Raw genomic sequence first — 23332 nt, forward strand, 5'->3', positions numbered from 1 at the left:
CCATTGGTCTCCAACATCCGAGCGAAAAACTTCGTGGCGGTCGGTTTGTTTCGGCGTGGGGAAAGCATGAAATCAAGTGTACTGCCGTACTTATCGGCTGCTCGATAAAGATAGGCCCAAGTGCCTTTCACTCGGATGTATGTCCCATCCATACTCTTGGAACGGTCACATAGTCGTTTGCGGCGGCGCGTTGTTTCCGCAATCGCAGCGGAATAACGTGTGACCCATCGGTTCAGTGTGATGTGATCCACTGACACGCCGCGTTCTGCCATAATTTCTTCGAGATCCCGGTATGACACGCCGAATCGGACATAGAGAAACACCGCGAACAGGATAACGCCCTTCGGATACAGAGAACCTTTGAAAGAGATCACGAACTGACTTTAGACTTGATAATTCGAAAGTCATTCACCCGCTGGTGGCACGAGCGTCAATGGCCAAAATTTTGCAACAGATCCTGTGGCAACACCCCAAACAGCACTAAAAGTATCGATTAGAGATTTACCGTTGCATTTTTGCAATGGACGAGCCGTACCTCCAATAGGGCGAGCTTAAAATAGATAATCTCCTTAATCTTGTGTTTATTCTACTCCGACGTGCGATGGGGAAATTTGAGTTGTAGGTTGCCGTTCTAAGCGAACGCAGCGTGCCCCCATGTGTTGTGACTAAGCCGTATATGGGGTGCAAGGGTGTCCAAGAAATCAAGATTGCTGCTGGCTGTTTCTTTTTATGCTTTAATTTCAACGCCTTTATTCGCAGCACCCACGGAAGACTCAAAAGTAGGCGACACGGTGGCCAACCCGGTGACAGGTATGGACACCACTGTCAGTGCACTGATTGTCGACCCGGCCTCGACACCGACAGCCGGAACAACAGCATTTGTAGAGACAGCAGATGGCTACGTTTTCCTAGTCAAAGATGTCGGCGACACAATCTACAATTCCGACAATCCTCCGCTGGCATTCGAAATTGTTTCCGTTGCTGGAACAACGGCTCAGATCAGCAATTCAGGGGCATCCGAAACGGCCAGCTTGTCTACTCAGTTGACCCTTTCGCAATATAACAACAACTTCAATAGTTCCGGCACCCCTGGCGCAGTGACGCCTCCCGAGGATGTGTCCGGACCAAACGGCGTGAACCAAGTTGTCTATGGTCAGGGCGGCAGCAATGGTAGGGACGGCGCACTGTTCGTGCCACCAAGCTCGGGTGGCAATGGTGATACCGGTCCGACGCAAACAAAAAACCTCAGCAGCGATGTCAACGCAACCAGCAATATCGGGTGGCAGGTCGGTAGTGTCGGCGGCGACGGAGGAAACGGTGGGGATTCGTATCTGAGCTTTTGGGACGGGCGTGATGGCGGTGACGGAGGCAAGGGTGGTACGGTCAACGCAACGCAGGAAAGCAGCAGCACTATTCAGACATCGGGCAGCAACAACGACGGAATTTTCGCATTCAGTCGAAGCGGCAAGGCAGGGAATGGCGGCGGCGCATTCGCGGCTCCAGTTGGCGGTACCGGGGGACATTCTTCAGACGGAGGTAACGTAGCCGTCACGCAGAAAGGTGCGATTTCGACGTCCGGAGACTCAGCCGATGGTATCTACGCGCTGAGCGTTTCGAACAATGGCGGTAATGGAGGGTCTCAATGGGGATTGGTGGGCTCTTCGGGCGACGGCGGCTTTGGCGGCAGCGGCGGAGCCGTAACCGTCAACACCACATCGACCGCCAGCATCCTGACAACCGGCGATTATGCTAACGGGATTTACGCCCAGTCGATTGGCGGGTCCGGCGGGTCTGCGGGCACCAGCGGCAACCTTTTGGTGTCCTTGATTGGTGGTGCCGACAACGGTGGTGACGGTGGCACGGTCACGGTTTCTCATGCTGGCGCGATTGAGACACAGGGCGATTTCTCGCGCGGGATCGTGGCGCAGTCGATTGGCGGTGGCGGCGGTTCCGGCGGCGCAGGGGGCGGGTTGGTTGCGTTGTCTCTGGGCGGTGTCGGATCGAATGGCGGCAGCGGCAGCGCTGTCAGCGTAACGGTTCAGGGCAGCGGCAGCATTTTGACCTCGGGCAAGGGTGCCGATGGGGTCATGGCGCAGTCGATTGGGGGCAGCGGCGGGACTGGTGCGAACTCGTACGGTCTGGTTGCAATTGGTGGTACCGGGTCGCGGGGCGGCACAGGTGATGCGGTTAGCGTAAGCAACTACGGTCAAATCCAGACCGGAGGCGATGGTGCGCGGGGCATCATTGCCCAATCCATTGGTGGTGGCGGCGGCGATGGTGGCTCGTCCGCCGGGATGGTTTCCGTTGGGGGCAACGGCGACGGCGGCGGTGCCGGTTCAACGGTGACCATTGTCAATGACGGAATCATAACAACCACCGGAGACGATGCGATGGGCATCCTGGCCCAGTCCATTGGTGGCGGTGGTGGCAACGGCGGATCTTCCGGATCGGTCGGCGCATTCGTGGGAGTGGCCATCGGTGGCGACGGCGGCTCCGGAGGTGAAGGCGGTGACGTGGATGTCACATTGTCAAACACCGACAGCAGTCAGCCATCGGCGATTCAAACTTCGGGCGACCGCTCGACCGGTGTATTCGCGCAATCCGTCGGCGGCGGCGGCGGCAATGGCGGCGGTGCAGTATCTGTGGCGGTTGGGGCCTTCGGCGCAGCATCAGTGTCGGTCGGTGGCTCGGCCGGAGATGGCGGCGACGGCGGTGATGTATCGATTAGCGGCAGCGGGTCGGCCTCAGTGCAGACCGGAGGCGACGACGCAATCGGCGTGATGCTGCAATCCGTTGGCGGCGGTGGTGGTAATGGCGGATACGCGGTTTCTGTTGCTGTTTCGGGCGGTCCGGTTTCGGGCTCTTTGGCGGTTGGCGTCGGCGGCGATGGTAGCACGGGTGGCAAAGGCGGCACGGTCACGGTCGGCCAGTTTGACGGCAGTGGTTCTCCGACGGCCGCCGGGTTTGAAGGCACCGTAGTCACAACCGGGAACCGTTCGACAGGTATGCTGTTCCAATCCGTTGGCGGGGGTGGTGGCAATGGTGGTTTGGCCGTGGCTGCGACCGGTGGTGCCTCTGCGCTGTTTTCCGGCAATGTCTCGATTGGAATTGGCGGTCAGGCCGGCAGTGCCGGCAACGGCGGTGATGTGCAGGTTTACACCAAGGCAGACATCACAACGACCGGAACCAGTTCCAGCGCGCTAATAGCGCAGTCCGTTGGCGGCGGAGGCGGTAACGGCGGTGGCAGCGTCGCGGCGGGCATCAGTGCAAGCGCCGGGGCTGCAGTTGGGATCAACGTGGGTGTTGGAGGCGATGGCGGTGGTGCAGGGATCGGTGGCGACGTCACTCTGATCGCCGGCGGGACAACAATTGAAACCAGCGGAGCGTTTTCCAGCGGCGTGGTCGCGCAGTCCGTTGGCGGCGGCGGCGGCAATGGCGGCTACAGCGTCGGAGCCAGCGCCGATATTGGCGGTGCCGCAGCTGGGTCTGTCAGTGTGGGCCTTGGCGGCAAAGCAGGCGGTGGCGGTGACGGCGGCGCAGTGACCGCGCAAGTTGACGCAAACGTCACAACACGGGGCGATGACTCTGGTGCTGTTGTAGTTCAGTCCATCGGTGGCGGTGGTGGCAATGGCGGCTTCAGTGTTGCCGCGGGTCTGGCCGCAGGCGGTGCCGGTGCAGGAACCGTTGGTGTCGGGCTTGGCGGCGAAGGCGGCAGCGGCGGTATCGGCGGCAGTGTCACCGGTGTTCGTGTCAATGGTGACGTGCGCACCGAAGGTATGCGCTCGACCGGCGTTGTGATCCAGTCGATTGGCGGCGGTGGTGGTAACGGCGGCTTCAACGTGACGGCCGGTGTGGCTGCCGGGGGGGCAGGTGCTGGAACAATTGGCGTTGGTCTTGGCGGTGACGGTGCAACGGGCGGCAATGGTGGCGTGGTTGAAGGCCAAGTGGCGGGCAACGTTACTACTCTCTCCGATAATTCCAGCGGCGTTGTGTTCCAATCCATAGGCGGTGGCGGCGGCAATGGCGGCTTCAACGTGACGGCAGGGATCGCGGGTGCAGGTGCAGGCGGCGGAGCTGTGACGGTTGGTCTTGGCGGAGACGCGTCTGGCGGTGGCATCGGACAATCGGTGACCGCCCAGGTTAGCGGAACCGTTAGCACCGGCGGCGCAGATGCGACAGCTGTGTTGGCCCAATCCGTCGGCGGCGGCGGTGGCAATGGTGGTTTTAATGTCAGCGCCTCACTGGCAGGAGCGGGTGTGGCCAGCGGTGCCGTTTCAGTCGGGCTGGGCGGCAGTGGCGGCACAGGTGCAACTGGTGGCACGGTAAATCTGACGACCACGGATGCAATCGTAACGGCCGGAGACAGGTCATCCGGCGTGGTCGCTCAGTCCATTGGCGGCGGCGGTGGCAATGGTGGCTTCAACGTCTCAGGCACCGGCACGGGCGCCGGTGTCGGGTCCGGCGCAGTTAGCGTGGGGCTTGGCGGCGACGGCGACGGCGGTGGTGATGGTGGTGCGGTCACTCTGACCTCCGGCGGGACAATCCTGACTCAGGGCGACTCGGCGACGGCGTTTCTGGCCCAATCCATCGGTGGCGGCGGCGGCAACGGCGGGTTCAACGTCAGTGCTTCGGTCCAGGGATCTGGCGTTGGCGGGGGCGGAGTCTCGGTTGGCCTTGGCGGCGATGGCGCGGGCGGGGGTGATGGCAACACTGTCATCGCGACGTCCAACAATGCGGTTGAAACCCGTGGTAACCAGTCCTCGGGCGTCGTGGCGCAATCCATCGGCGGCGGCGGCGGCAATGGCGGGTTCAACGTCTCGCCGGTTCTGTCGGGTGCCGGTACCGGTAGTGGCGCGGTCAGCGTCGGGTTGGGCGGGTCTGGTGATACGGGCGGCGATGGTGGCGACGTGACGCTGACCTCAAATGGCACTATTCTGACCGATGGCTTTGCTTCCAGCGGTTTTGTTGCGCAATCCCTTGGCGGCGGCGGTGGTAACGGCGGCTTTAACGTCTCGCCGACCTTGTCAGGCGCAGGCGTCGGAGCGGGTTCAGTCTCGGTTGGGCTGGGGGGCTCAGGCGGGGACGGAGGCGACGGCAGCCTGGTGACCGCGAGCACAACGGCCAACGTTGTGACCAAAGGCGATGCTTCAGTTGGTATTCTGGCACAGTCCGTTGGCGGCGGCGGCGGCAATGGTGGCTTCAACATTTCACCTGCATTGGCTGGTGCGGGCACCGGTTCAGGCGCGATCAGCGTCGGTCTGGGCGGATCTGGCGGTGGCGGTGGCACCGGCGGTGTCGTTGGTCTGACGGTTGCGAATAATGTGCAAACCGAAGGCGCGCAATCAAGCGCGGTTGTTGCCCAGTCCATCGGTGGTGGCGGCGGCAACGGCGGCTTTAATGTCTCTGCATCCGTCGGCGGTGCCGGAACTGGTTCTGGCGCAGCTGCAGTGGGTCTAGGTGGTCGGGGAACTGGCGGAGGCGATGCCTCAGCGGTAACAGCAAGCGTGACGGGGAACCTTGTGACGTTGGGCGAAACCTCGACCGGTCTGCTGGCGCAATCCGTCGGCGGCGGTGGTGGTAATGGCGGAATGAACATCTCAGTCGCGGTTGCAGCGGCAGGTACGGGATCGGGTGGCGCATCCGTTGGTCTGGGCGGCGCATCTGGAACGGGTGGCGACGGAGGAACGGCTGAGGCCACTCTGAACGGCAACGTTTCGACCCAAGGGGACGAGTCCGGCGGGTTCATAGTTCAAAGTCTTGGGGGCGGTGGCGGCAACGGCGGCATGAACGTCTCTGCCACAGTCACGGTTGCCGGAACCGGCAGCGGGGGCGCATCTGTCGGGCTTGGCGGCAGCGGTGGCAGCGGCGGTGATGCCAATACCGCCAACGGCACGGTTGTGGGTGATGTCACAACGGCCGGCGATAATTCGGGCGGTGTTTTGGTTCAGTCCGCTGCAGGCGGCGGCGGTAACGGAGGGCTGAATGTCTCTGCGGCCGTGAATATTTCGGGCACCGGCGGCGGCGCTATTGGCGTTGGCATCGGTGGGTCTGGCGGTGACGGCGGTAATGCAAGCACGGCTACGGGCTCGGTTACCGGTGACGTAACCACAAGCGGCGATAACGCAACTGGGGTTCTGGTTCAGTCCGTCGGAGGCGGCGGTGGCAATGGCGGCGTCAACATTTCAGGCGCCCTCAGCATTGCGCGCACAGGGTCCGGTGCTGCGGGCATCGGAGTGGGCGGCTTTGGCGGTAGTGGCGGTACCAGCGGGGCCGTCGACAATACGTTCTCGGGCAATGTCAGCACTTCGGGCTCACGTTCGGCGGGAATTATTGCCCAAAGCCTCGGCGGCGGCGGCGGTAACGGTGCCACGAATATTTCCGGCGCGATTTCGGTGGCCAGCGACTATTCAGGCGGTCTCGGGATCGGCGTTGGTGGTTTTGGTGGCGATGGTGGTGATGCAAACAATGTCACGCAACAAGTCACCGGCAATGTTGTAACGACAGGAGACGACTCGGTCGGGATTCTGACGCAAAGCCTAGGTGGTGGCGGCGGCAATGGTGGCACTAACATTTCGGCCGCGTTGTCCCTGTCTCGGTCGGCCAATGCGGCCGTGGGTATCGGCGTAGGCGGCTTTGGCGGCGGCGGCGCAGATGCTGGCGCGCTGGTGCAATCGACCATCACCGGTGGGGTTTCCACCAGTGGAGATCGTAGCACAGGTATTCTGACACAGAGTCTCGGCGGCGGTGGTGGCAATGGTGGCACGAATATCTCGGCCTCATTGGGCATCAGTCAGGAAAATGGTGGATCGGTCAGCCTTGGCGTTGGAGGCTTTGGTGGCGGCGCCGGCAACGCTGGCGAAGTGATCAGCACGTTGCGGTCCCGCACGGATGGAACCGCGACGACCTCGGTTGTCACAACCGGTGCTGACAGCATCGGTGTCATGGCGCAATCCGTTGGCGGCGGCGGCGGCAATGGCGGCCTCAACGTCTCGGGTGCCGTTAACCTGACAGGTAAATCCGGTGCGGCTGTTGCCTTGGGCCTCGGCGGCTTTGGCGGCGGTGGCGGTGATGCCGGAGCGGTAACTCTGGATGTGGAAAGTGATGTTGTTACGACTGGTGACGGGTCACATGGCGTATTTGCGCAAAGCCTCGGTGGTGGTGGCGGCACAGGCGGCGTGAATATCTCGGGCTCTCTGGCGCTGACAAAGCCCTCGGGGTCGGACACAATCTTTTCGGTCGCGGCTGGTGTTGGCGGCTTTGGCGGATCGGGTGGCGATGCCAGCAATGTTGATCTGGACTACACCGGCAATGTTCAGGCCGTTCCGATGGTCAGGCAACCCGACGGCACATTTGCCGTCGACCAAAGCAAAGGCGCCAGTGGTATCATCGCGCAGTCGCTGGGCGGTGGCGGTGGCAATGGCGGTACCAATGTCTCCGGCGGCATCGCGATCAGCGGCAAGCCGGGTGCGGGCCAAACGGCCAGCAGTAAATCTTATGCGGTGGTTGTAGGTGTCGGTGGGTTCGGCGGTGGCGGCGGTGATGCCGGGAATGTCGATGTGAATATCGGTGCAGGCAGCACGATCAGGGCGCACGGAACCGGGCAATCTGGTCTGTTGGCTCAATCCCTTGGCGGCGGTGGCGGCAATGGCGGCCTGAATGTGTCGGGTGGTATCGTATCCGACAGCTCGTTGATTGTTGGTGTTGGGGGTTTCGCCGGTGACGGCGGCAAGGCAGGAGACGTCACGGTCACGTCGCAGGCTGACATCACAGTCACAACCAACCCGGACGATATCTCTATTCCCGATACGACAACATTTGAAGACAAGCTGCGCGATTTCCTCGGCGACACGATTGTCGACGACACCGAAGAGCTGGCCTCGTCCTTCGGGCTCGAACGTTTGTTCATCGATATGGGTGTCTTCAACGAAGAAAAACCGGATACGGATGGCTCAGCTGGTTTGATGGCACAGTCCATTGGCGGCGGGGGTGGTAACGGCGGTCTGAACGTTTCGGGCGGTATTGCGCTGAGCAAAGATGGCAAGATCCCTTCGGTTACCTTTGGTGTCGGCGGCTTTGGCGGCGACGGCAATGTTTCGGGTGATGTGACCGTGGGCCATACCGGCACCGTTTCGGTGGCAGGTAACTGGAAGCACGGTGTTTTGGCACAGTCCATCGCCGGCGGGGGTGGTAACGGCGCGTTGAACGTGACCGGACAGCTGAATTATGGCGACTCTAACAGCTCCGACGGCAAGACCGATCTGAGCATTGTGGGTGGTCTGGGTGGCCACGGCGGTACCGGCGCGGATGCTGGTGATGTTTCAGTTACGCAATCTGGAAATATTTCGACAAATGGCTATCACGCGCGCGGTGTCTTTGCCCAAAGCATAGGCGGCGGCGGCGGCACCGGTGGGATTAATGCGACCTTCGTCGGCACGAAAGACAGCTCGCCAATTGCGATGGGTATCGGCGGCTTTGGCGGTGGCGGCGGCGATGCAGGCGATGTCACGGTTGCGCGTGGATCCGCGGCTGCGGCTGCGGGTACCATCACGACTGACGGTGCCGGTTCGCACGGGATCGAAGCCTCAAGCATTGGCGGCGGCGGCGGTGATGCCGGTATCAACGCGGTTGTGGGCATCAGTAAAACCACCGGAAGCAAGAGCAATGGCGGAACCGGCGATTCAACTGACCGGAAAACGCCCACCAACACGGGCGTCGATGACTCGGTGATTGCCAACTACAACGCCGTTCTTGATGAGTTGGAAGGCAAGGTGAACCCGGCCGACTCCTCCGGCAATAAAACCGGCGTGTCGGCTGTTATCGCCATAGGCGGTGATGCTGGAACGGCCGGGGACGGCGGCACCGTGGATATCGATCACTATGGCGATATCGTGACGCTGCAGGACGGTAGTCACGGGGTCTTTGGCCAGTCCATTGGTGGAGGCGGCGGCAACGCGGCTTTGAACCTTGGTATGACCTACGAACTGGCCTCAGACGCGACCAACAAGGGCTTTGGCTTGGCAATCGGTGGCGGTACGGGTGAGGGTGGTATCGGCGGTTCGGTTGATGTTCGCAATACCGGGGACATCACGACCAGCGGCGCGGACTCTCATGGTCTGTTCGCTCAATCTGTTGGAGGTGGCGGCGGCAACGCGGGCTACAACTCTGCCTCGACATCTGTTGATGGCGGCAACGTGAACATTCAAATCGGTCGGACCGGTGGCACCGGCGGAAGCGGTGGCGATGTCTATGCAAGCTCGAATGGCATCGTCCGCACCGCTGGTAACCGCTCATATGGTTTCTTCGCTCAGTCTATCGGCAACGGCGGCGGCAATTCATCCTCGACATCAGTCAGCATAGGTACGCCAAAGACCGGCGACAGCAAGGGCAACAAAGCCAGCTTGTCAGTCGGGCTTGAAGGAGGCACTGGTGGCGAAGCGGGCGATGTGACGGCGGTTGTCGCAGGAACAGTCGTCACAGAGGGGACGGATGCTCACGCCGTGTTCGCCCAGTCCGTCGGTGGTGGCGGTGGCAATGGTGGCAAGGCCAGCAATTCAGCCGGTAAGGGTACGTCTGTTGCGCTTTCCATTGGTGGCACGGGCGGCACAGGTGGCGTAGGCGGCAAAGTCGACGTGTCCAACACTGCACGAATTGCGACCTTCGGCGATCGTTCAGTTGGTTTGATGGCGCAATCCATCGGTGGTGCGGGTGGCACCGGCGGCATGGTTCAGGCGGGTCAATCGAACCTCGACACAATCAAAGCCGTGGTCAATCCGTCGACGGTCGGCACGACAATTTCAGTTAACATCGGCGGCACAGGCGGCGACGGCATGACTTCGGATACCGTGACTGTCGTCAGCGATGGGATCATCACGACCGAGGGCACGATGGCTCATGGCATCTTCGCTCAGTCCGTTGGCGGCGGTGGCGGTATGGGTGGTCTGGTTGAAAATCGGATCATCAGCCTGCGTAAAGACATCGGGAACACAGCGACTCTGTCCATTGGTGGCAATGGCGGAACCGGTGCAATGTCTGCAGCGGTTTCCGTCACAAATCGGGACCTAATCCAGACGACGGGTGACAAGTCCATTGGCATCTACGCGCAGTCCGTCGGCGGCGGGGGTGGCGATGCGCAACAGGTGCGCAACATCATTCTGGGCCGGTCCTCGGACGGGGCAACGACAAATGCAATTCTGATTGGTGGCACGGGTGGCACTGGCGGGTCTGGCAGCACGGTAACTGTCGTCAATGAAGCTGATGCCACTATCCGCACCACCGGTAAGGAGAGCCATGGCATCCTTGCGCAGTCCATCGGCGGCGGCGGCGGCAATGGTGGCTCTACGATCTCGGTCGACGGGCGCTATGGCGGGGCTGAGGCCAGCACGCGGAGGGCACTACAATTCGGTCTCGGCGGATCGGGTGGTACTGGGGGCACGGGCGGCAACGTCTTGGTGACCAATGCAGGGACGATCGTGACAACTGGTGAAGGTGCGCATGGTATCTTCGCCCAATCCATCGGTGGTGGTGGTGGCAATGGTGGCAGTTCGATCACTGGGACGCTGCGACTGAAGACGGGCGACAGCAGTTCTCCGACAGCGCAGTTGAATATTGGCGGTTCCGGAGGCAGCGGCAACATCGCCGGCAACGTGGTCGTAACAAACAGCGGTGACATCCGGGTTGATGGTGCGGGTGCATACGGCATCATGGCGCAATCCGTTGGCGGCGGTGGCGGCAATGGCGGGCTGGCCGTTGCGATGGATGTAAATGACCTCAAGAACACCATGACCGGCAAGTCCTACTCGAAGATCGCCATTGGCGGTTCGGGCGGGGATGGCGCAGATGGCGGAGACGTCACGGTCAGCCATACAGGCGCGATTGTCGTGAATGCAGAAAACGGGTTTGGCATCTTTGCGCAATCTGTTGGTGGCGGCGGCGGAAACGCCGGATATTCAGTGTCATCCCCGCTGGTTTCGGCATTGGATTACACGGTGTCGCAACTGCTTGGTGCGCGCGAGGGTGCCACTGGGTCGGTTGGAACTGTTACCGTCAATTCGACCGGGGACATTCTTGTGAATGGTACAGGTAGCGAGGCTATTTTCGCTCAGTCCGTGAATGGTGGCGGCGGCAATGTAGAAACTTCGGTTGATTTCACCACCGAGACCGCCAGTGCTGGTGGAACAGACAGTGTCTACATCAGCGACATCTCGTTGGGTGGCGATGAAGTTTCAGACATGGCGGGAAGTCAGGTTGCGCAATCACATACCGGCAATATCGCGACGACAAGCGACCGCTCGACTGGTTCGATGCTGCAGAGCATTGGCGGCGGTGGCGGTACCTCCACTAACAATATCAATATTCAGGACGGTGACGGTATCGACATCACAGCACGATTGGGTGCGATTAACACGGATGACGCCAGTGGCGGCGACGTGAACGGCAGCCGGACCGGAGATGTGGGCACTGACGGCGCGTTTTCCACGGCCGGTGCAGCTCAGTCTATCGGAGGCGGCGGTGGTAAACTTGTGCTGAACAGCACAGGCGCGGCGGATACAAACAAAGCAGCTTCGGTAATCCTGGGGTCCGACCCCAGCTTCAATAACGACGGCGGTGATATTGCCCTTTCCTTGGATGGAAACGTGTTCACCAGCGGCGACCGCTCCTTTGGGCAAAGTGTCCAGAGCATCGGGGCAGGCGGTGGTGAAGTTGTCATTTCAGGACTAGGTCAGGTTGATATTACGCTGGGTGCGCAGGACGGCTCGACCGGTGACGGCGGTGATGTTGACTTTGCCAATACCGGTGACGTGACCACCAGCGGCACCGGATCGCACGGGTTCGTTCTTCAGAGCATCGGTGGCGGTGGCGGCCTCGTCTCAACAGACTTGGAAGCCAGCCGGATCGCCGTGGATCTTTCAGCCAACAATGGCGGCGATGGTGGTGATATAGGATTTACGCAATCCGGTAATATCGTCACCACCGGCGAAAACGCGATTGGTGTTGTGGCGCAGTCGCTCGGCGGTGGCGGAGGCATGGTGGATTCGGTCTTCCGTGGATCCGCAGGCGGTGCCGGGGCCGGTGGCACCATCGACATGGCGCTGAACGGCAATATCCTGTCCGTGGGCGAAGGCGGTATCGGCGTCCTGGCCCAATCCGAGGGGCGCGACGGAGCGGGTGCAATCACACTTGGCTTCGATGGCGTCGTCATGGGCGGGACCGGGCAAGCAGACGCAGTTGCATCAATCGTCGTGGACGGCGGCGCGAACAACGCGCTGACTTTGTCCAAGGACACAGTGCTTCTCGCCGGGAATAACCAATTGGTGAATGGCGGAGACGGCAATGAACAGATCTCACTTTCAGGTGCAGCCCTTGGCAATCTGGACCTTGGAGCGGGCACCAACGGTCTGACTGTCGAGGAAGGGGGCGCCTTTTATGCGCTGGACACGGTCAATCTGGGCGCTGCTGGTTTGATGCAAGTGAATGGCGACTTTATTTTGGGGGCGAACTGGGGTCTGAATACGGACATGACACCGACCGTTAAGTCGGGTGACTTTGTCTTTACCGGAAACGTCAGCCAGACCACGAACCTGACGGGAAGCCTGGCCTTTGGTGCGACGGCATCCTCGACCTTCGACGCATATTTCCTGACCACGGGTGCATCGGGTGGCAATAGCGATCTGGTCAATGTCAGCGGTGACGCCACTATGGGCGGCACCTTGACACCACAGCTCAATACGCTTCAACGGGCGTTGCCTCTAGTCATCGTCAACCCGAATGGGACAGCAGCGGATGCGGGTACGACGATTCAGGACACTGTGGTGCTGGATTACTCGATTGGCCTGAACGGTTCGACATCGGACGGCAGTTCGATTGATCTGGTGATAACTCCGGACTATTCGACCGCGAATATGAACGCGAACGAGGCGGCCGTTGGTGACTACATCAATCAGGTGCTGAACGGGCAGGGTTCGGCGGCACAGGGTGAGTTGTTCGCTCTGATCGGGAATATGACCTCGGAAGCTGACGTTATCGCGGCAATTGGTGCATTCACTGTGGCCGATTATGCCGCGGATGCGGTAGATGCCTACTACGGTACCCGGGTATTCGCAGACGCACTGCATAATTGCGAGCGGTTTACCGATTACCAAGCCGGAGACGATCCACGCAATTGTGTCTGGTTCTCCGGAGGAAGGTCCTTCTACGACCGCGAGCAGACTGGTATCTACGATGAGTTGGACATCAACAATACCAACCTGTCTGCCGGTGTCCGTTTGCCGGTTGGGGATGAGCTCTATGCCGGTTTCGCGTTGGGTCACGACCAAGTAAGCCTTCGGAATGGATCGCAGTACAATGCGACCGGTGACCGGTTCAATCTGGGTGCTTCGCTGACCAAATACACTGGCCCGTGGGAGTTCGCGGCCATGCTGTCAGCCGGTTGGTCAGACTATGACTCCGACCGGTCGGGTGGTATCAGTGGTGTGCTGCCCAACGGAAACGTGGTTAACACCGTTGGCGTCAGTTCGATCAAACACAAGATGAACCAGCAGAACCTGCGGTTGAGTTTTGCCTATGATCACAGATTTGCCGGTGGCAGTTCCTATCTGCGACCAGAGATCGCTGTTGACGCCACCCGTCTGGCGACGGAAAGCAACGGTGATGCAACCCTTTCGGGGATCGCCCTGCAGGATGATAGCGAGATGATCTATTCCGTGACCCCATCGCTTGAGATCGGGACAGAACAGATTCTCAGCGCCTCTCAAAAACTACGCGTAAGCTTCCGCGCCGGCGCCATCATCTCGTCGAACGACACAGTATCAGTAAGCGCCGGTTTTGCAGGCGCAAGCGCAGCCGATGGCGGGTTTACGAATACCAGCTTTATCGGAGACGCCCATGGGCTGGTTTCGGCGCGATTGGGGCTGTTTGCGTTGGATGACAGCAGCTTTATCAATCTGAGCCTCGACCATATGTTCGGGGACTCAACCAAGGCTCTCCAGGTTGGTCTGGGCCTTGGGCTACAATTTTAAGCAATGAGGGACAGCAGTATGAAAATTTGGCTTGGCGCATTAGGGGTCTCATTGGGTTTGGCACACCCTCTTGCCGCGCAAGAGAACGGCACACTCCCGTGGTCGGTAAATTGTGGAAATCCGGGCACCGGAACCGAGCTGGTCTGTGAAATGACCCAGAGCATTGTTTTGACCGAAAACAAACAGAGGCTTACCTCAATTGCGTTTGTGAAGCCTGCGGGGAAAGATGAGACCGAAACTGTGCTGACCTTGCCGTTTGGCCTGCTGTTTTCTGAGGGGCTGATAGCGAAAGTCGATGACGTCGAAATTGCTCGCCTGGAGTTTCTGACCTGCGAGGCTCAAGGCTGCTTTGCCCGTTCCCCTGTCTCGTCCGAATGGATGTCTGCGATGCGGACTGGTAACCAATTGACGATCGAAAGTAAAAATACCGTAGGAGACCCGATCTCCTTTGGATTTGATCTGACGGGGTTCAGCAAGGTATCCGATCTGTTGCCATGACGGCCGTGTTGTCACGTTAACTTTCGCCCCACTTGAGTGGTTCTGTCGCAAACATTTTATTTGGCAGAGCATCAGTGGAATTGGTGAGCAGTTTACTCTGCCAGTTGGGCGAACTGCTGAAACGGACGGAGTCCGGGCGTGAATTGATCTTTGCGGATCATGTTGACCTGTTCTATGCCTGCCAGGACAGATGCGGATGAAGCGAAAGATTTGAATCCCAGCATTGGTCTGATCCTTCGATTGATGAAACGGTGATCCTGTTCAATGATGCTATTTAGGTATTTCCGTCAGTCCATGTCGATCGGGATTAGACAACCAAAGCTCTTGAGTGTTTATGTTGATTGCCTGGATGCCAGCTGCGTTAGCGCCACTTTTGACGATGACGATCTTGCGCTGCAGACCGTTCAAATAAAGCGCGCGCGACAATTTTCGTCGCAGCAGCTTTGTTCCTGCGTTTGGACAACATGAAATCCAAGGTCTTGCCGTGTTCGTCGATCGCTTGGAAAAGATAAACCAATTTGCCTTTGACCCGCACATAGGTCTCATCAATTCGCCACGAATGGTCCGTGGGACGCTTTCTAAACCGCGCTGCGTCAGCAAAAAGGCCGGCATATCGACTGACCCAGCGGTTCCGCGTTGCATGATCCAGATCAAAGCTACGTTCCGCCATCAACTCTTCCAGATCCCGGTATGAATCACCGTAGCGCAGATTGAAAAAATCGCATGCAGGATCACGTCTTTCGGAAAATGCGCACCTTTGAACGAAACTATCTTCTCTGCACTCCCAAGTTGAAACTCGGGTTGCCGGTATCTCAAGGGTTTCAATTCTAACAGAGCTCAAGAAATTTTCGACAGAACCATCCGCTTCTTTTCAGACCATATCTCCGCCGTTGGGCGCTCTATGGCATTTCTGCGGTTTCGCCCGCATTGCTGTCGTTCACGGAATGCAGGAGATTGAGGTCTCGCTGGAAGATCACGTCCCGAAAGATCACCTGCTGCGGTCGATTGATCGATTTGTTGACCTAAGCAGTATCCGCAGCCATTTGGCAGATTTTTGTAGCCATACTGGTCGCCCCTCCGTCGATCCAGAACTGCTGATCCGAATGCTGTTGGTGGGCTATTGCTTTGGCATCCGGTCGGAACGGCGGTTGTGCGAGGAAGTGCATTTGAACCTTGCGTATCGCTGGTTCTGTCGTCTCGATCTGACTGACCGTATCCCGGATCATTCGACCTTTTCCAAGAACCGTCATGGTGGGTTCCGCGAGAGTGAATTGCTGCGACATCTCTTCGAGACAACCGTAGCGCGGTGCATTGCGGAAGACTTGGTGAGCGACCAGCGTTTAGTGATTGATGCCAGCTTGATTGAAGCGGAAGCGACCAAGCAGTATTCAACATCACAAGAGGAATGGGATACTGCACAGATCGATGCCAAGACCGCACCGCGTGCTGTTCGGAAATACCTGGAAACCTTGGATCAGGCAGCTTTTGGTGCTGCGTCGCCGGTCAAGCCTAAGTTCACATCATGTTCTGACCCTGCCAGCCAGTGGACAGCGGCGCACAAGGCACCAGCCTTCTTTGCATACTCTGATAACTACCTCGTTGATACAGACCATAGTGTTATCATTGACGTTGAAGCGACCAGGTCCTTCCGGTAGGCTGAAGTGGGGTCGACAAAGACCATGCTGGATCGAGTCAAAAGGCGGTTCGATCTTCGCCCTGAGAGGCTGATCGCAGACACGGTCTAAGGATCTGGTCCGATGTTGGGCTGGCTGGTTGACCGCAAGATCGCTTCCCATATTCCGGTGATCGACAAGGTCGGACGCCCTGATGGCACATGGTCCCGCACCGCAGCAAATGCGAAAAGCCTGACTGGAAAGGCACTCGCGACAAATTCTGGACATCGATTTCTGCGTCAGCATTACGATGTTTTTCAACACCGTCGCCACACTACTACCGTTCGCCGCAATCGCGAAAAGCCCGCCGCCTGTGCACAGTTACCCGCCGGGACGGGCGGGAAGCAATCCTTCGCTCCGGTGTGCGCCAAGGTCCGTTCCGAGCGAAACTGAGCGCCAGCAACTTCAGTCATAGTAGTGACCGTGCGACAGGCCAAAGCGTTCTGCCTTCCGGTCACTCGAAGGTTTTGATGCGAGTTTAAAAGGCTCCATGTCGTGTACCTGCTAGAAGTGCAATCCGAGTGCCTGTGACTGATTCCAACAAGCAACGTCATCCAGTCAGAACAAGGGCTAAGCGTTCAACCAACGCTCGTTGAACGACTGCAAATCTGGGAGTGTTCGCTATTTCGTCCAGCGTCGCGACCCAGAGCGGAACCTCAAATCTTGGGAACGCGTCGTGCGACCTTCGAAGCCGGGAATCTGCGTCGCCAAAAAACGTTGGCAAAAACGTTTTGCCAACTCCCGAAGCGGCCATCTGCTGTAGCACTAAAAAGCTATCTGCACCGTTGGTCATTTCGTCGGCACCGACATTCTCCTCCAGCCATTTGGCAGGAAGTGAACGGCCTAACGACCCATCAAGCCTCATCCATTTGCGATTGGGAGAGCCGTCGTCAAAGACTCCGAACGACAGTGTTCCTGCATGCTGCCCAATTAACCCTTCACCCAGCTTTACCGATGGGCGCACTGCGATGTCTGCGCTCAACCGGGATAAATCATGGTGACTATTTCCGCTTAGCAAAGTCAGTTTCAGGCCGGGGTAAAGCCGTGAGATCTCATTTAGTATTGGCGGTAGAACTATCTGGCAAAGGCTGTCGGTGGATGTAATGCGTACATGGCCCACAGGAGAACGATTTGCGCCCACAATAGCTCGCTCCACCGAAAGTACTGCGTCTTCGACACTTTCCATAGCCGATAAGATCGCACCGGCTTCAGGGAGAACGGAATACCCTGACGGACCCTTCTGAAAAATCATGCAGCCATTTTGCTCTTCGAATGCAGCAACTCTACGAAGGACCGTGGCATGCGTGACACCCAATGCCGCGGCAGCTGCATTCAATGAACCGTGTTTACTAACGGCAAGCGCGTAGCGAATGTTATCCCAATTCTCGTTGTTCATATATTAACAAGTGACGACGAATAACAAACAATTACAATAAATTTCGTTCAAGCTTACATTCGGCTTATTGAACAGGGAGACACATCATGATGAAGAAGTTCTCAATCTTCGCGGCAGGTGTATTGTCAGTTGCCGCAATTGGCGCTGCCATCGCCCATGAAAGCGAAAACCCGGCTGTGAAAGCTCGGACCTCAATCATGCAGCTCTATGCATTCAATCTTGGTACTCTTGGCGGCATGGCCAAAGGAGAGACAGAATACGATGCGGAGGCGGCAACACGGGCCGCGAATAACCTGGTCGTTCTGACGCAGATTGATCAATCCGCAATGTGGCCGGCTGGATCAGATAATGTATCCGACCCTTCCACACGTGCTCTGCCCGCAATCTGGGAAAACTTCCCGGACGTAGCTGCTAAGGGGCAGGCCATGGCTGACGCCGCTGTTGCGATGCAGGCTGCGGCAGGGCAAGATGTTGAAGCCCTGAAGGGGGCAATGGGTAATCTGGGTGGAGCTTGCTCGGCATGTCACAAAGCTTACAGAGCACCGAAAGACTGACTGGTAGATAGCTGTGCGGCGGCTTTTCCTCTTCGCTGCTGTCTCTGCATTTTTGGTCGGATTGGCTGGGTTGGTTCTGACCCGGCCAAAAAGCGTCGACCAGGCTATTCTGCATGGGGTCTCTTCTGATCTTACGAGAGGTGAGATCGTTTTCTACGCAGCTGGATGTGCCTCTTGCCACTCTGCGCCGGACGCCGTTGGAGAAGAAAAGCTTATTCTCGCTGGCGGTCGTCGGTTCGAGACGGACTTCGGCACCTTCATTGCCCCAAACATATCCAGTGATACGGCAGCCGGTATTGGTTCATGGTCCACGTTGGAATTGGCCAATGCCCTGATCCATGGAACCGGACCCAAAGGGCAACACTATTACCCGGCGTTTCCCTATACGACCTACGCCAACATGACCGCAGTGGATGTGGTATCGCTCCATGCATTCCTCGGCACGCTTCCTGCGGTCGCCACTGAAAGCAAAGCGCATGAGGTTGGTTTCCCCTTTAGCGTTCGGCGGGGTTTGGGAGGGTGGAAGCTGTTGTTCATGGCGCCAGGTTGGGTGTTAGAAGGCGATTTGACCGACCAACAAATCCGAGGCCGATATTTGGTGGAAGCGCTTGGGCACTGTGCTGAATGTCATACGCCACGAAACGGTTTGGGGGGTTTGAAACGGGATCTTTGGCTGACAGGTGCGCCAAATCCTAATGGCAAAGGGCGCATACCAGGCCTGACATCTGACCAGCTTGATTGGTCCGAGGCTGACATTGCAGAGTATTTGAAATCTGGCTTCACACCGGATTATGACAGCGCTGGTGGCGAGATGGTTGAGGTGATCGAGAATACATCTCAGCTCACAGATGACGACCGTTTGGCAATTGCGGCCTATCTCAAAGTCATTCCCGTTTCGTCGACTGGGCTTCCCTCGGAGTAACTGCCGTTTGGCGCCATGCAGCTGATGCCAGATGCTGTAGCCGATCGCAATTAGGAAACCTTAAGGCCTATTTCCTTTTCACCAAGCGACTGTTTTTAATTCTAAAATCGGAGCCCACCAACCGCCCGAGTTTCTGTTCATGATTGAGTGAGGGACGTGGCCAAGGGACACAAAAAACCGCTCTTTGATCCATTCCGATATCCCTCGCGGTATTGGCCCTGAAATTATTCGCTTGGTGGTTGACGGGCTCAGTGGCAATGTTGTCAGACGCAATGGAATAAACCGTGAATGCCGTTGCGGCGCTGCTGGCGGATTTCGCAGTTCGGGTTGCCAATATATCACCCGACGAAAACCACCCCTTTGGTCACAAAAATCCGAGTATCTTTCCGCCGTCGTAGAAGGCGCACTGATTGTGTTGGCGGCGTTCTTTATCATCAGAGAAGCTGATCTGTCGCTTCCAGATCCACATCTTGAGGAAGCGCCACTGCTTGGAATTGCCATCAATATCGTTGCAACGGGCATGAATGGTGCATGGGACTACCTCTTGCTTAGGATCGGTATCTGATTATGTAGATCTGAGACAATGACAAAACAAACTGTGGTACTCGATAGCACTTTGACTTGCTCTGAATGTGGGCATATTGAAACCGAGATAATGCCAACCGACTCGTGCCAGTGGTTTTATGAATGCACATCATGCAAGGCAGTTTTGAAACCGTTGGAAGGCGACTGCTATTGTGGTTAGCTCTTTCTACAGGTTGGATTCTGTAACTTCGGGCAAGACCGAAGGAGTACGGGAACAAATACTATAGGCCCAAACAGGCCGTTCTGCGCGGGGCTCTTGAACGACTGGTATCGGCCGTCCACGACGGCGACCTATTGGCACTGGACCTCAATGGCTTCGGCGATAGCCAAGGTATCCTCGAGTTCGACGCCGAGATACTGGACCGGACTGTCCATCTTGGTATGGCCTAGCAAGAGCTGGACGGCTGCGTCGCATTTGCTGGCTTCCACATATTCCGTTTCCCGGATGGCTATTGCGAAACCAGTGTTCACCTGACTGAGGTTGACCCACTACGGAAGGTGAAGCAAACAGGCGATAACTTGATGTCTTTTCCCACAACTTTGACGTGCCAGCGCAATTGACCTCGGCCTCAGTGTGCCAAATTGAGGGCACACACTGCGTGTCAAACACGCTTCACTCAGGGGAGCTACAAAATGAAAAAAGTAATGATTGCACCCGCTGTTTCTTTCGTTCTTGCAGCAATGTCCGTGGCGGCCTTTGCAGACACATTTGACCTACACACGCCGACTTCTCAAACGCAATTTCAGGGCATGATGTCGATTGCGGGAAGCTCAGGGAAAACATTTGTAGCTTATGACGATTGCGGGAATTCGGGATGCATCGGCGGCATAACCTTCTATTTCCTTGAAGTGCCTGATGTCGACATTGATGCAAGAAAGCTTAAAAACGTTTTTGACATTGATGCTAGTACGGTGATCAAGCGTATAAGGCGCTGGGCCTACGATGTCGCAGGAGACCCGGCTGTGTGAACAGCGGAGCGAAGTATACCGGTAATTCCCTCCAAGTGGTTAGCCTCTTTAGCTGGCTAGACACTGCGACGGCGAAGGAGTCCCAAGACCTATTAAATTCTTGGGCTGCGAACCAATCATGAGCTTTGCCATTGCGCGCACTAAGCAAAAATTCGACCAAACTCGGCCAATGGCAGAATGGCTACGCTCGTCGAATTCCTCCTTTTCAATTTGGCAGGTGGATGCCGCGAAGCCAGTGTTCACCTGATTGAGCCGCCCAGTTGCGCAAGACGACGAGAATGGGTGTTAACTTGATGCGTTTTCTCAAAACCTTGACCTGTCAGCGCAATCAATCTGAGGCGCAAATCGCCAATTTGATTGCACACACAGCGGGCCAAACACGCTTAGCTGGAAGGCGCGAAAAGATTAAAAAGGCAATGATTGCATCCGCAACAGTATTCATGCTTGTCGTAAGTGCTGGAATCTGCATGGCGACGGCTCGTCGCATTACCTCGGCCAACCAGGGAATGCAAAGGATGTTAGTTCATCAGTTTCGCAAGTACACAACCGAACTGAGACGCAAAGCAACGGTTCCAAAGCCTTGACCGTCAGCCGGGCGCTGACTGAGTTGACGACAACCGCTGGACCAAAGTTCTGGGTTATGGCCGATGGTGAACGCGACAGCTATGATGTCGGTGAAGGCGAGATGACGACGAACAGCGGCAGTCTGCGCTATGGCGCGAATTTGCCTTTGGGTGAGATCGCGGGCGGACAGCTGTTTGGCGGGCTGGAGTTCGGCATCGGTATCATGTCATCGAACGTCGACACCAGCTTTGCCAGCGCCGATACCTCGACCGACGCTTACGATGCAACCCTCAGTGCGCTTTGGATTGCGGACAGTCTGTTCTATGCCGAGGGACAATTTCGCTATGGGTATTTCGACCAGCCCGCGTAGTTGGCGCGTCAATTGGTCCATCTTCGTGGCCTGATAAAACAGTGCAATCGACAGTTGCTGATTACTGTTATTCTGGAAATCGACGCGCACATTCGGGAAACCCGGATTATCCGGATTTTCTTCCACGAACAATTGTGTGTGCCCACCGGGCATCGGGCTTTGCCAAGTATGGGACGCCCAACCTGTTTCCGTTTCCGTTGTCCCGTCGCTTTGCTTGGAGGAATAACTCGCGGATGCAGACGTCGCACCGTCTCGCACCCCCATGCCCCGCACTGGAATTTGTCCTTCCAGCGTTACGGCCCCGTTAATCCGATCCTCGGGATCGAACACCGCGTTAAACCGATCAAGGACGTTTTCCGCGATCAGGTCCGGGGTGATTGCGGTGTTATTCGCCAGCAGTTGGGAGGCTTTCACATGCTCCCGACGACGCAGATAGTTGATAGCCGCGTTATGAGCCAAACGCGTCATTTCATTGACTTTTTTGTTCACCCGCGATTGAACGCGGTACGACGCCCATTCGCTTGGAGATTTCTGTCTCGGCTTCCTGTCCGAATTCGGCTTCATTCGCAAGATACTTTTCGCGCAAGATTTGCTCATTCCCGAGATGTTCCGCATCCGGGTCTTTTAGCATTTCGATTGCGAGCGCTGGGACAAATAAACAGACGACTTCCGCTACCATCTCGGTTGCTACTCGCCCCGTGATTTTGTCTTGCTCGAATGACGCCGCCTGCCGGGACAACCCGCCCTCGGATTGCATGAACGGCACACCGCCGACCGGAACCAATTTTCCCCCTCTGAAACGACCCCCTAGGATCATCGATTCGACGCGACGATTGGTTGCATCCATGTACATGGAACGCATTTTCATGTGTTTTCCTTTTCTGTGGTTGGTTAGAAGTCGTTCAAAAAATCCCGACCATAAATGCCGGAGCGCGTGATTGCGCGATGGCGATTTAGAATAACCGGGTTTGACGTTTGTAGGGAAATCCGTTCGCACTTTTTCCACTGCCCGCCCATGGACGCGCGTAGGGTTGACCTACAAAGTCGCGGTAATATTTCCATGCGACTTGCGGTCCGGCGACTACGACTGCGGTTGCAACCTCATCTATTCCCCATGGCTCGCAGTCGGCGCCGGGTGCGACTACCCCTCCGCGCGTCCATTTGTTATTTATCTCTGTTACACCTACACCAGTGCAGTAATGTTCGATTTTTAAATCGCGCCGAGGGTCTATGTTATCTCTATGAGTGTCGTCAACAGGCACCCCACTGCCAGCCCTATCACCAGATACCACTTCACCAGTTTTAGCAGCAATGCCATTGCGATTTTATCCGTAAATTCCGGGAACGTTTGTTCTAGTTGTAATCTTGCGGATTTGTTCGCACAACTTTTGATTTTGCTGCTGTGCCTGCGTGTTTTGCGCTGCGAACGCCGCGACTTCACTAAACGCATCGCCCCAGCCGGTGAACGCTTGCTCAGTGTGACGTCCGAGCGTTGACGCTCGACCTTACGCACCGGGCAGGGCAGGGGTGCCCGCTATTGCCGGTGACTCGACGTATCCGCCCGAGCCGTCAGATCCGGCAAGCGGGTTAATCCCCGCCGCTTCCAATCGCGCGCGTACCGCTTTGGGATCGTTATAGGCCCGGTGGTCCGCGCGATCTACCCACAATTGCTTTCTTGCTCTATGCTGTCTTCCGTCGCAAATCTGCGAGCTAGGGTCAGGACTCATAGCCAATAGATAACGAGTGCTGCGAGGGCGATTGCTGACAGGAAGACCTTCGGGCACCT

The 23332-nt window shown here is 57.5% G+C and carries 13 protein-coding genes and 3 pseudogenes; 10 read left to right on the forward strand and 6 right to left on the reverse strand.

The window, feature by feature from the left end; genetic code table 11:
- The coding region (locus tag AC2FLA_RS21400; RefSeq protein ID WP_496725138.1) for an IS6 family transposase at positions 1 to 374 on the reverse strand (374 nt) is incomplete at its 3' end.
- 438 nt (positions 375 to 812) lie between these two features.
- On the opposite strand from AC2FLA_RS21400, the gene AC2FLA_RS21405 reads away from it, so the two are divergent.
- Both AC2FLA_RS21405 and AC2FLA_RS21410 read left to right on the forward strand, forming a co-directional pair.
- Entirely contained in the window at positions 813 to 14015 is a 13203-nt protein-coding gene (locus AC2FLA_RS21405; protein ID WP_496725140.1) for a hypothetical protein, read from the forward strand.
- A gap of 18 nt (positions 14016 to 14033) precedes the next feature.
- The gene (locus AC2FLA_RS21410) at positions 14034 to 14513 is read left to right on the forward strand and encodes an invasion associated locus B family protein (protein WP_496725142.1); all 480 of its coding nucleotides are present in this window, start codon (positions 14034 to 14036) and stop codon (positions 14511 to 14513) included.
- 92 nt (positions 14514 to 14605) lie between these two features.
- Here the strand turns inward: AC2FLA_RS21410 and AC2FLA_RS21415 are convergent.
- Positions 14606 to 15284, reverse strand: a pseudogene (locus tag AC2FLA_RS21415) (IS6 family transposase).
- Between the two features lie 173 nt (positions 15285 to 15457).
- Here AC2FLA_RS21415 and AC2FLA_RS21420 point away from each other — a divergent pair.
- Positions 15458 to 16360, forward strand: a pseudogene (locus AC2FLA_RS21420) (transposase); the annotation flags it as partial.
- Between the two features lie 376 nt (positions 16361 to 16736).
- Here AC2FLA_RS21420 and AC2FLA_RS21425 read toward each other — a convergent pair.
- The gene (locus tag AC2FLA_RS21425) at positions 16737 to 17582 is read right to left on the reverse strand and encodes a LysR family transcriptional regulator (RefSeq protein WP_496725144.1); all 846 of its coding nucleotides are present in this window, start codon (positions 17580 to 17582) and stop codon (positions 16737 to 16739) included.
- An 86-nt stretch (positions 17583 to 17668) separates the two neighbouring features.
- Here AC2FLA_RS21425 and AC2FLA_RS21430 point away from each other — a divergent pair, with 86 nt between their 5' ends.
- From AC2FLA_RS21430 to AC2FLA_RS21445, 4 genes are all read left to right on the forward strand, one after another.
- The gene (locus AC2FLA_RS21430) at positions 17669 to 18136 is read left to right on the forward strand and encodes a c-type cytochrome (protein ID WP_496725145.1); all 468 of its coding nucleotides are present in this window, start codon (positions 17669 to 17671) and stop codon (positions 18134 to 18136) included.
- Positions 18137 to 18149: 13 nt separating this feature from the next.
- Positions 18150 to 19058 (forward strand): c-type cytochrome, encoded by a 909-nt coding sequence (locus tag AC2FLA_RS21435; protein ID WP_496725147.1) that lies wholly within the window; start codon positions 18150 to 18152, stop codon positions 19056 to 19058.
- 184 nt (positions 19059 to 19242) lie between these two features.
- The gene (locus tag AC2FLA_RS21440; protein WP_496725149.1) at positions 19243 to 19623 is read left to right on the forward strand and encodes a hypothetical protein; all 381 of its coding nucleotides are present in this window, start codon (positions 19243 to 19245) and stop codon (positions 19621 to 19623) included.
- Positions 19624 to 19641: 18 nt separating this feature from the next.
- Entirely contained in the window at positions 19642 to 19803 is a 162-nt protein-coding gene (locus AC2FLA_RS21445; RefSeq protein WP_496725151.1) for a GDCCVxC domain-containing (seleno)protein, read from the forward strand.
- 131 nt (positions 19804 to 19934) lie between these two features.
- Here the strand turns inward: AC2FLA_RS21445 and AC2FLA_RS21450 are convergent.
- Positions 19935 to 20048, reverse strand: a pseudogene (locus tag AC2FLA_RS21450) (integrase); the annotation flags it as partial.
- 228 nt (positions 20049 to 20276) lie between these two features.
- Here AC2FLA_RS21450 and AC2FLA_RS21455 point away from each other — a divergent pair.
- From AC2FLA_RS21455 to AC2FLA_RS21465, 3 genes are all read left to right on the forward strand, one after another.
- On the forward strand, positions 20277 to 20612 hold the full coding sequence (locus AC2FLA_RS21455) for a hypothetical protein (protein WP_496725153.1): 336 nt from the start codon (positions 20277 to 20279) through the stop codon (positions 20610 to 20612).
- A gap of 278 nt (positions 20613 to 20890) precedes the next feature.
- On the forward strand, positions 20891 to 21196 hold the full coding sequence (locus tag AC2FLA_RS21460; RefSeq protein ID WP_496725155.1) for a hypothetical protein: 306 nt from the start codon (positions 20891 to 20893) through the stop codon (positions 21194 to 21196).
- Positions 21193 to 21546 carry an autotransporter outer membrane beta-barrel domain-containing protein gene (locus tag AC2FLA_RS21465; RefSeq protein ID WP_496725157.1) on the forward strand — a complete coding sequence of 118 codons (354 nt, stop codon included), beginning with the start codon at positions 21193 to 21195 and terminating at the stop codon, positions 21544 to 21546. The genes AC2FLA_RS21460 and AC2FLA_RS21465 overlap by 4 nt, the downstream gene beginning before the upstream one ends.
- Before the next feature lie 469 nt (positions 21547 to 22015).
- On the opposite strand, the gene AC2FLA_RS21470 is transcribed toward AC2FLA_RS21465, so the two are convergent.
- Entirely contained in the window at positions 22016 to 22414 is a 399-nt protein-coding gene (locus AC2FLA_RS21470; RefSeq protein ID WP_496725159.1) for a hypothetical protein, read from the reverse strand.
- A 637-nt stretch (positions 22415 to 23051) separates the two neighbouring features.
- Positions 23052 to 23332: hypothetical protein (locus AC2FLA_RS21475; RefSeq protein ID WP_496725161.1), on the reverse strand; the 281-nt coding region annotated here is incomplete at its 5' end.

This window comes from Ruegeria sp. CDSA033 (genome assembly GCF_059612305.1).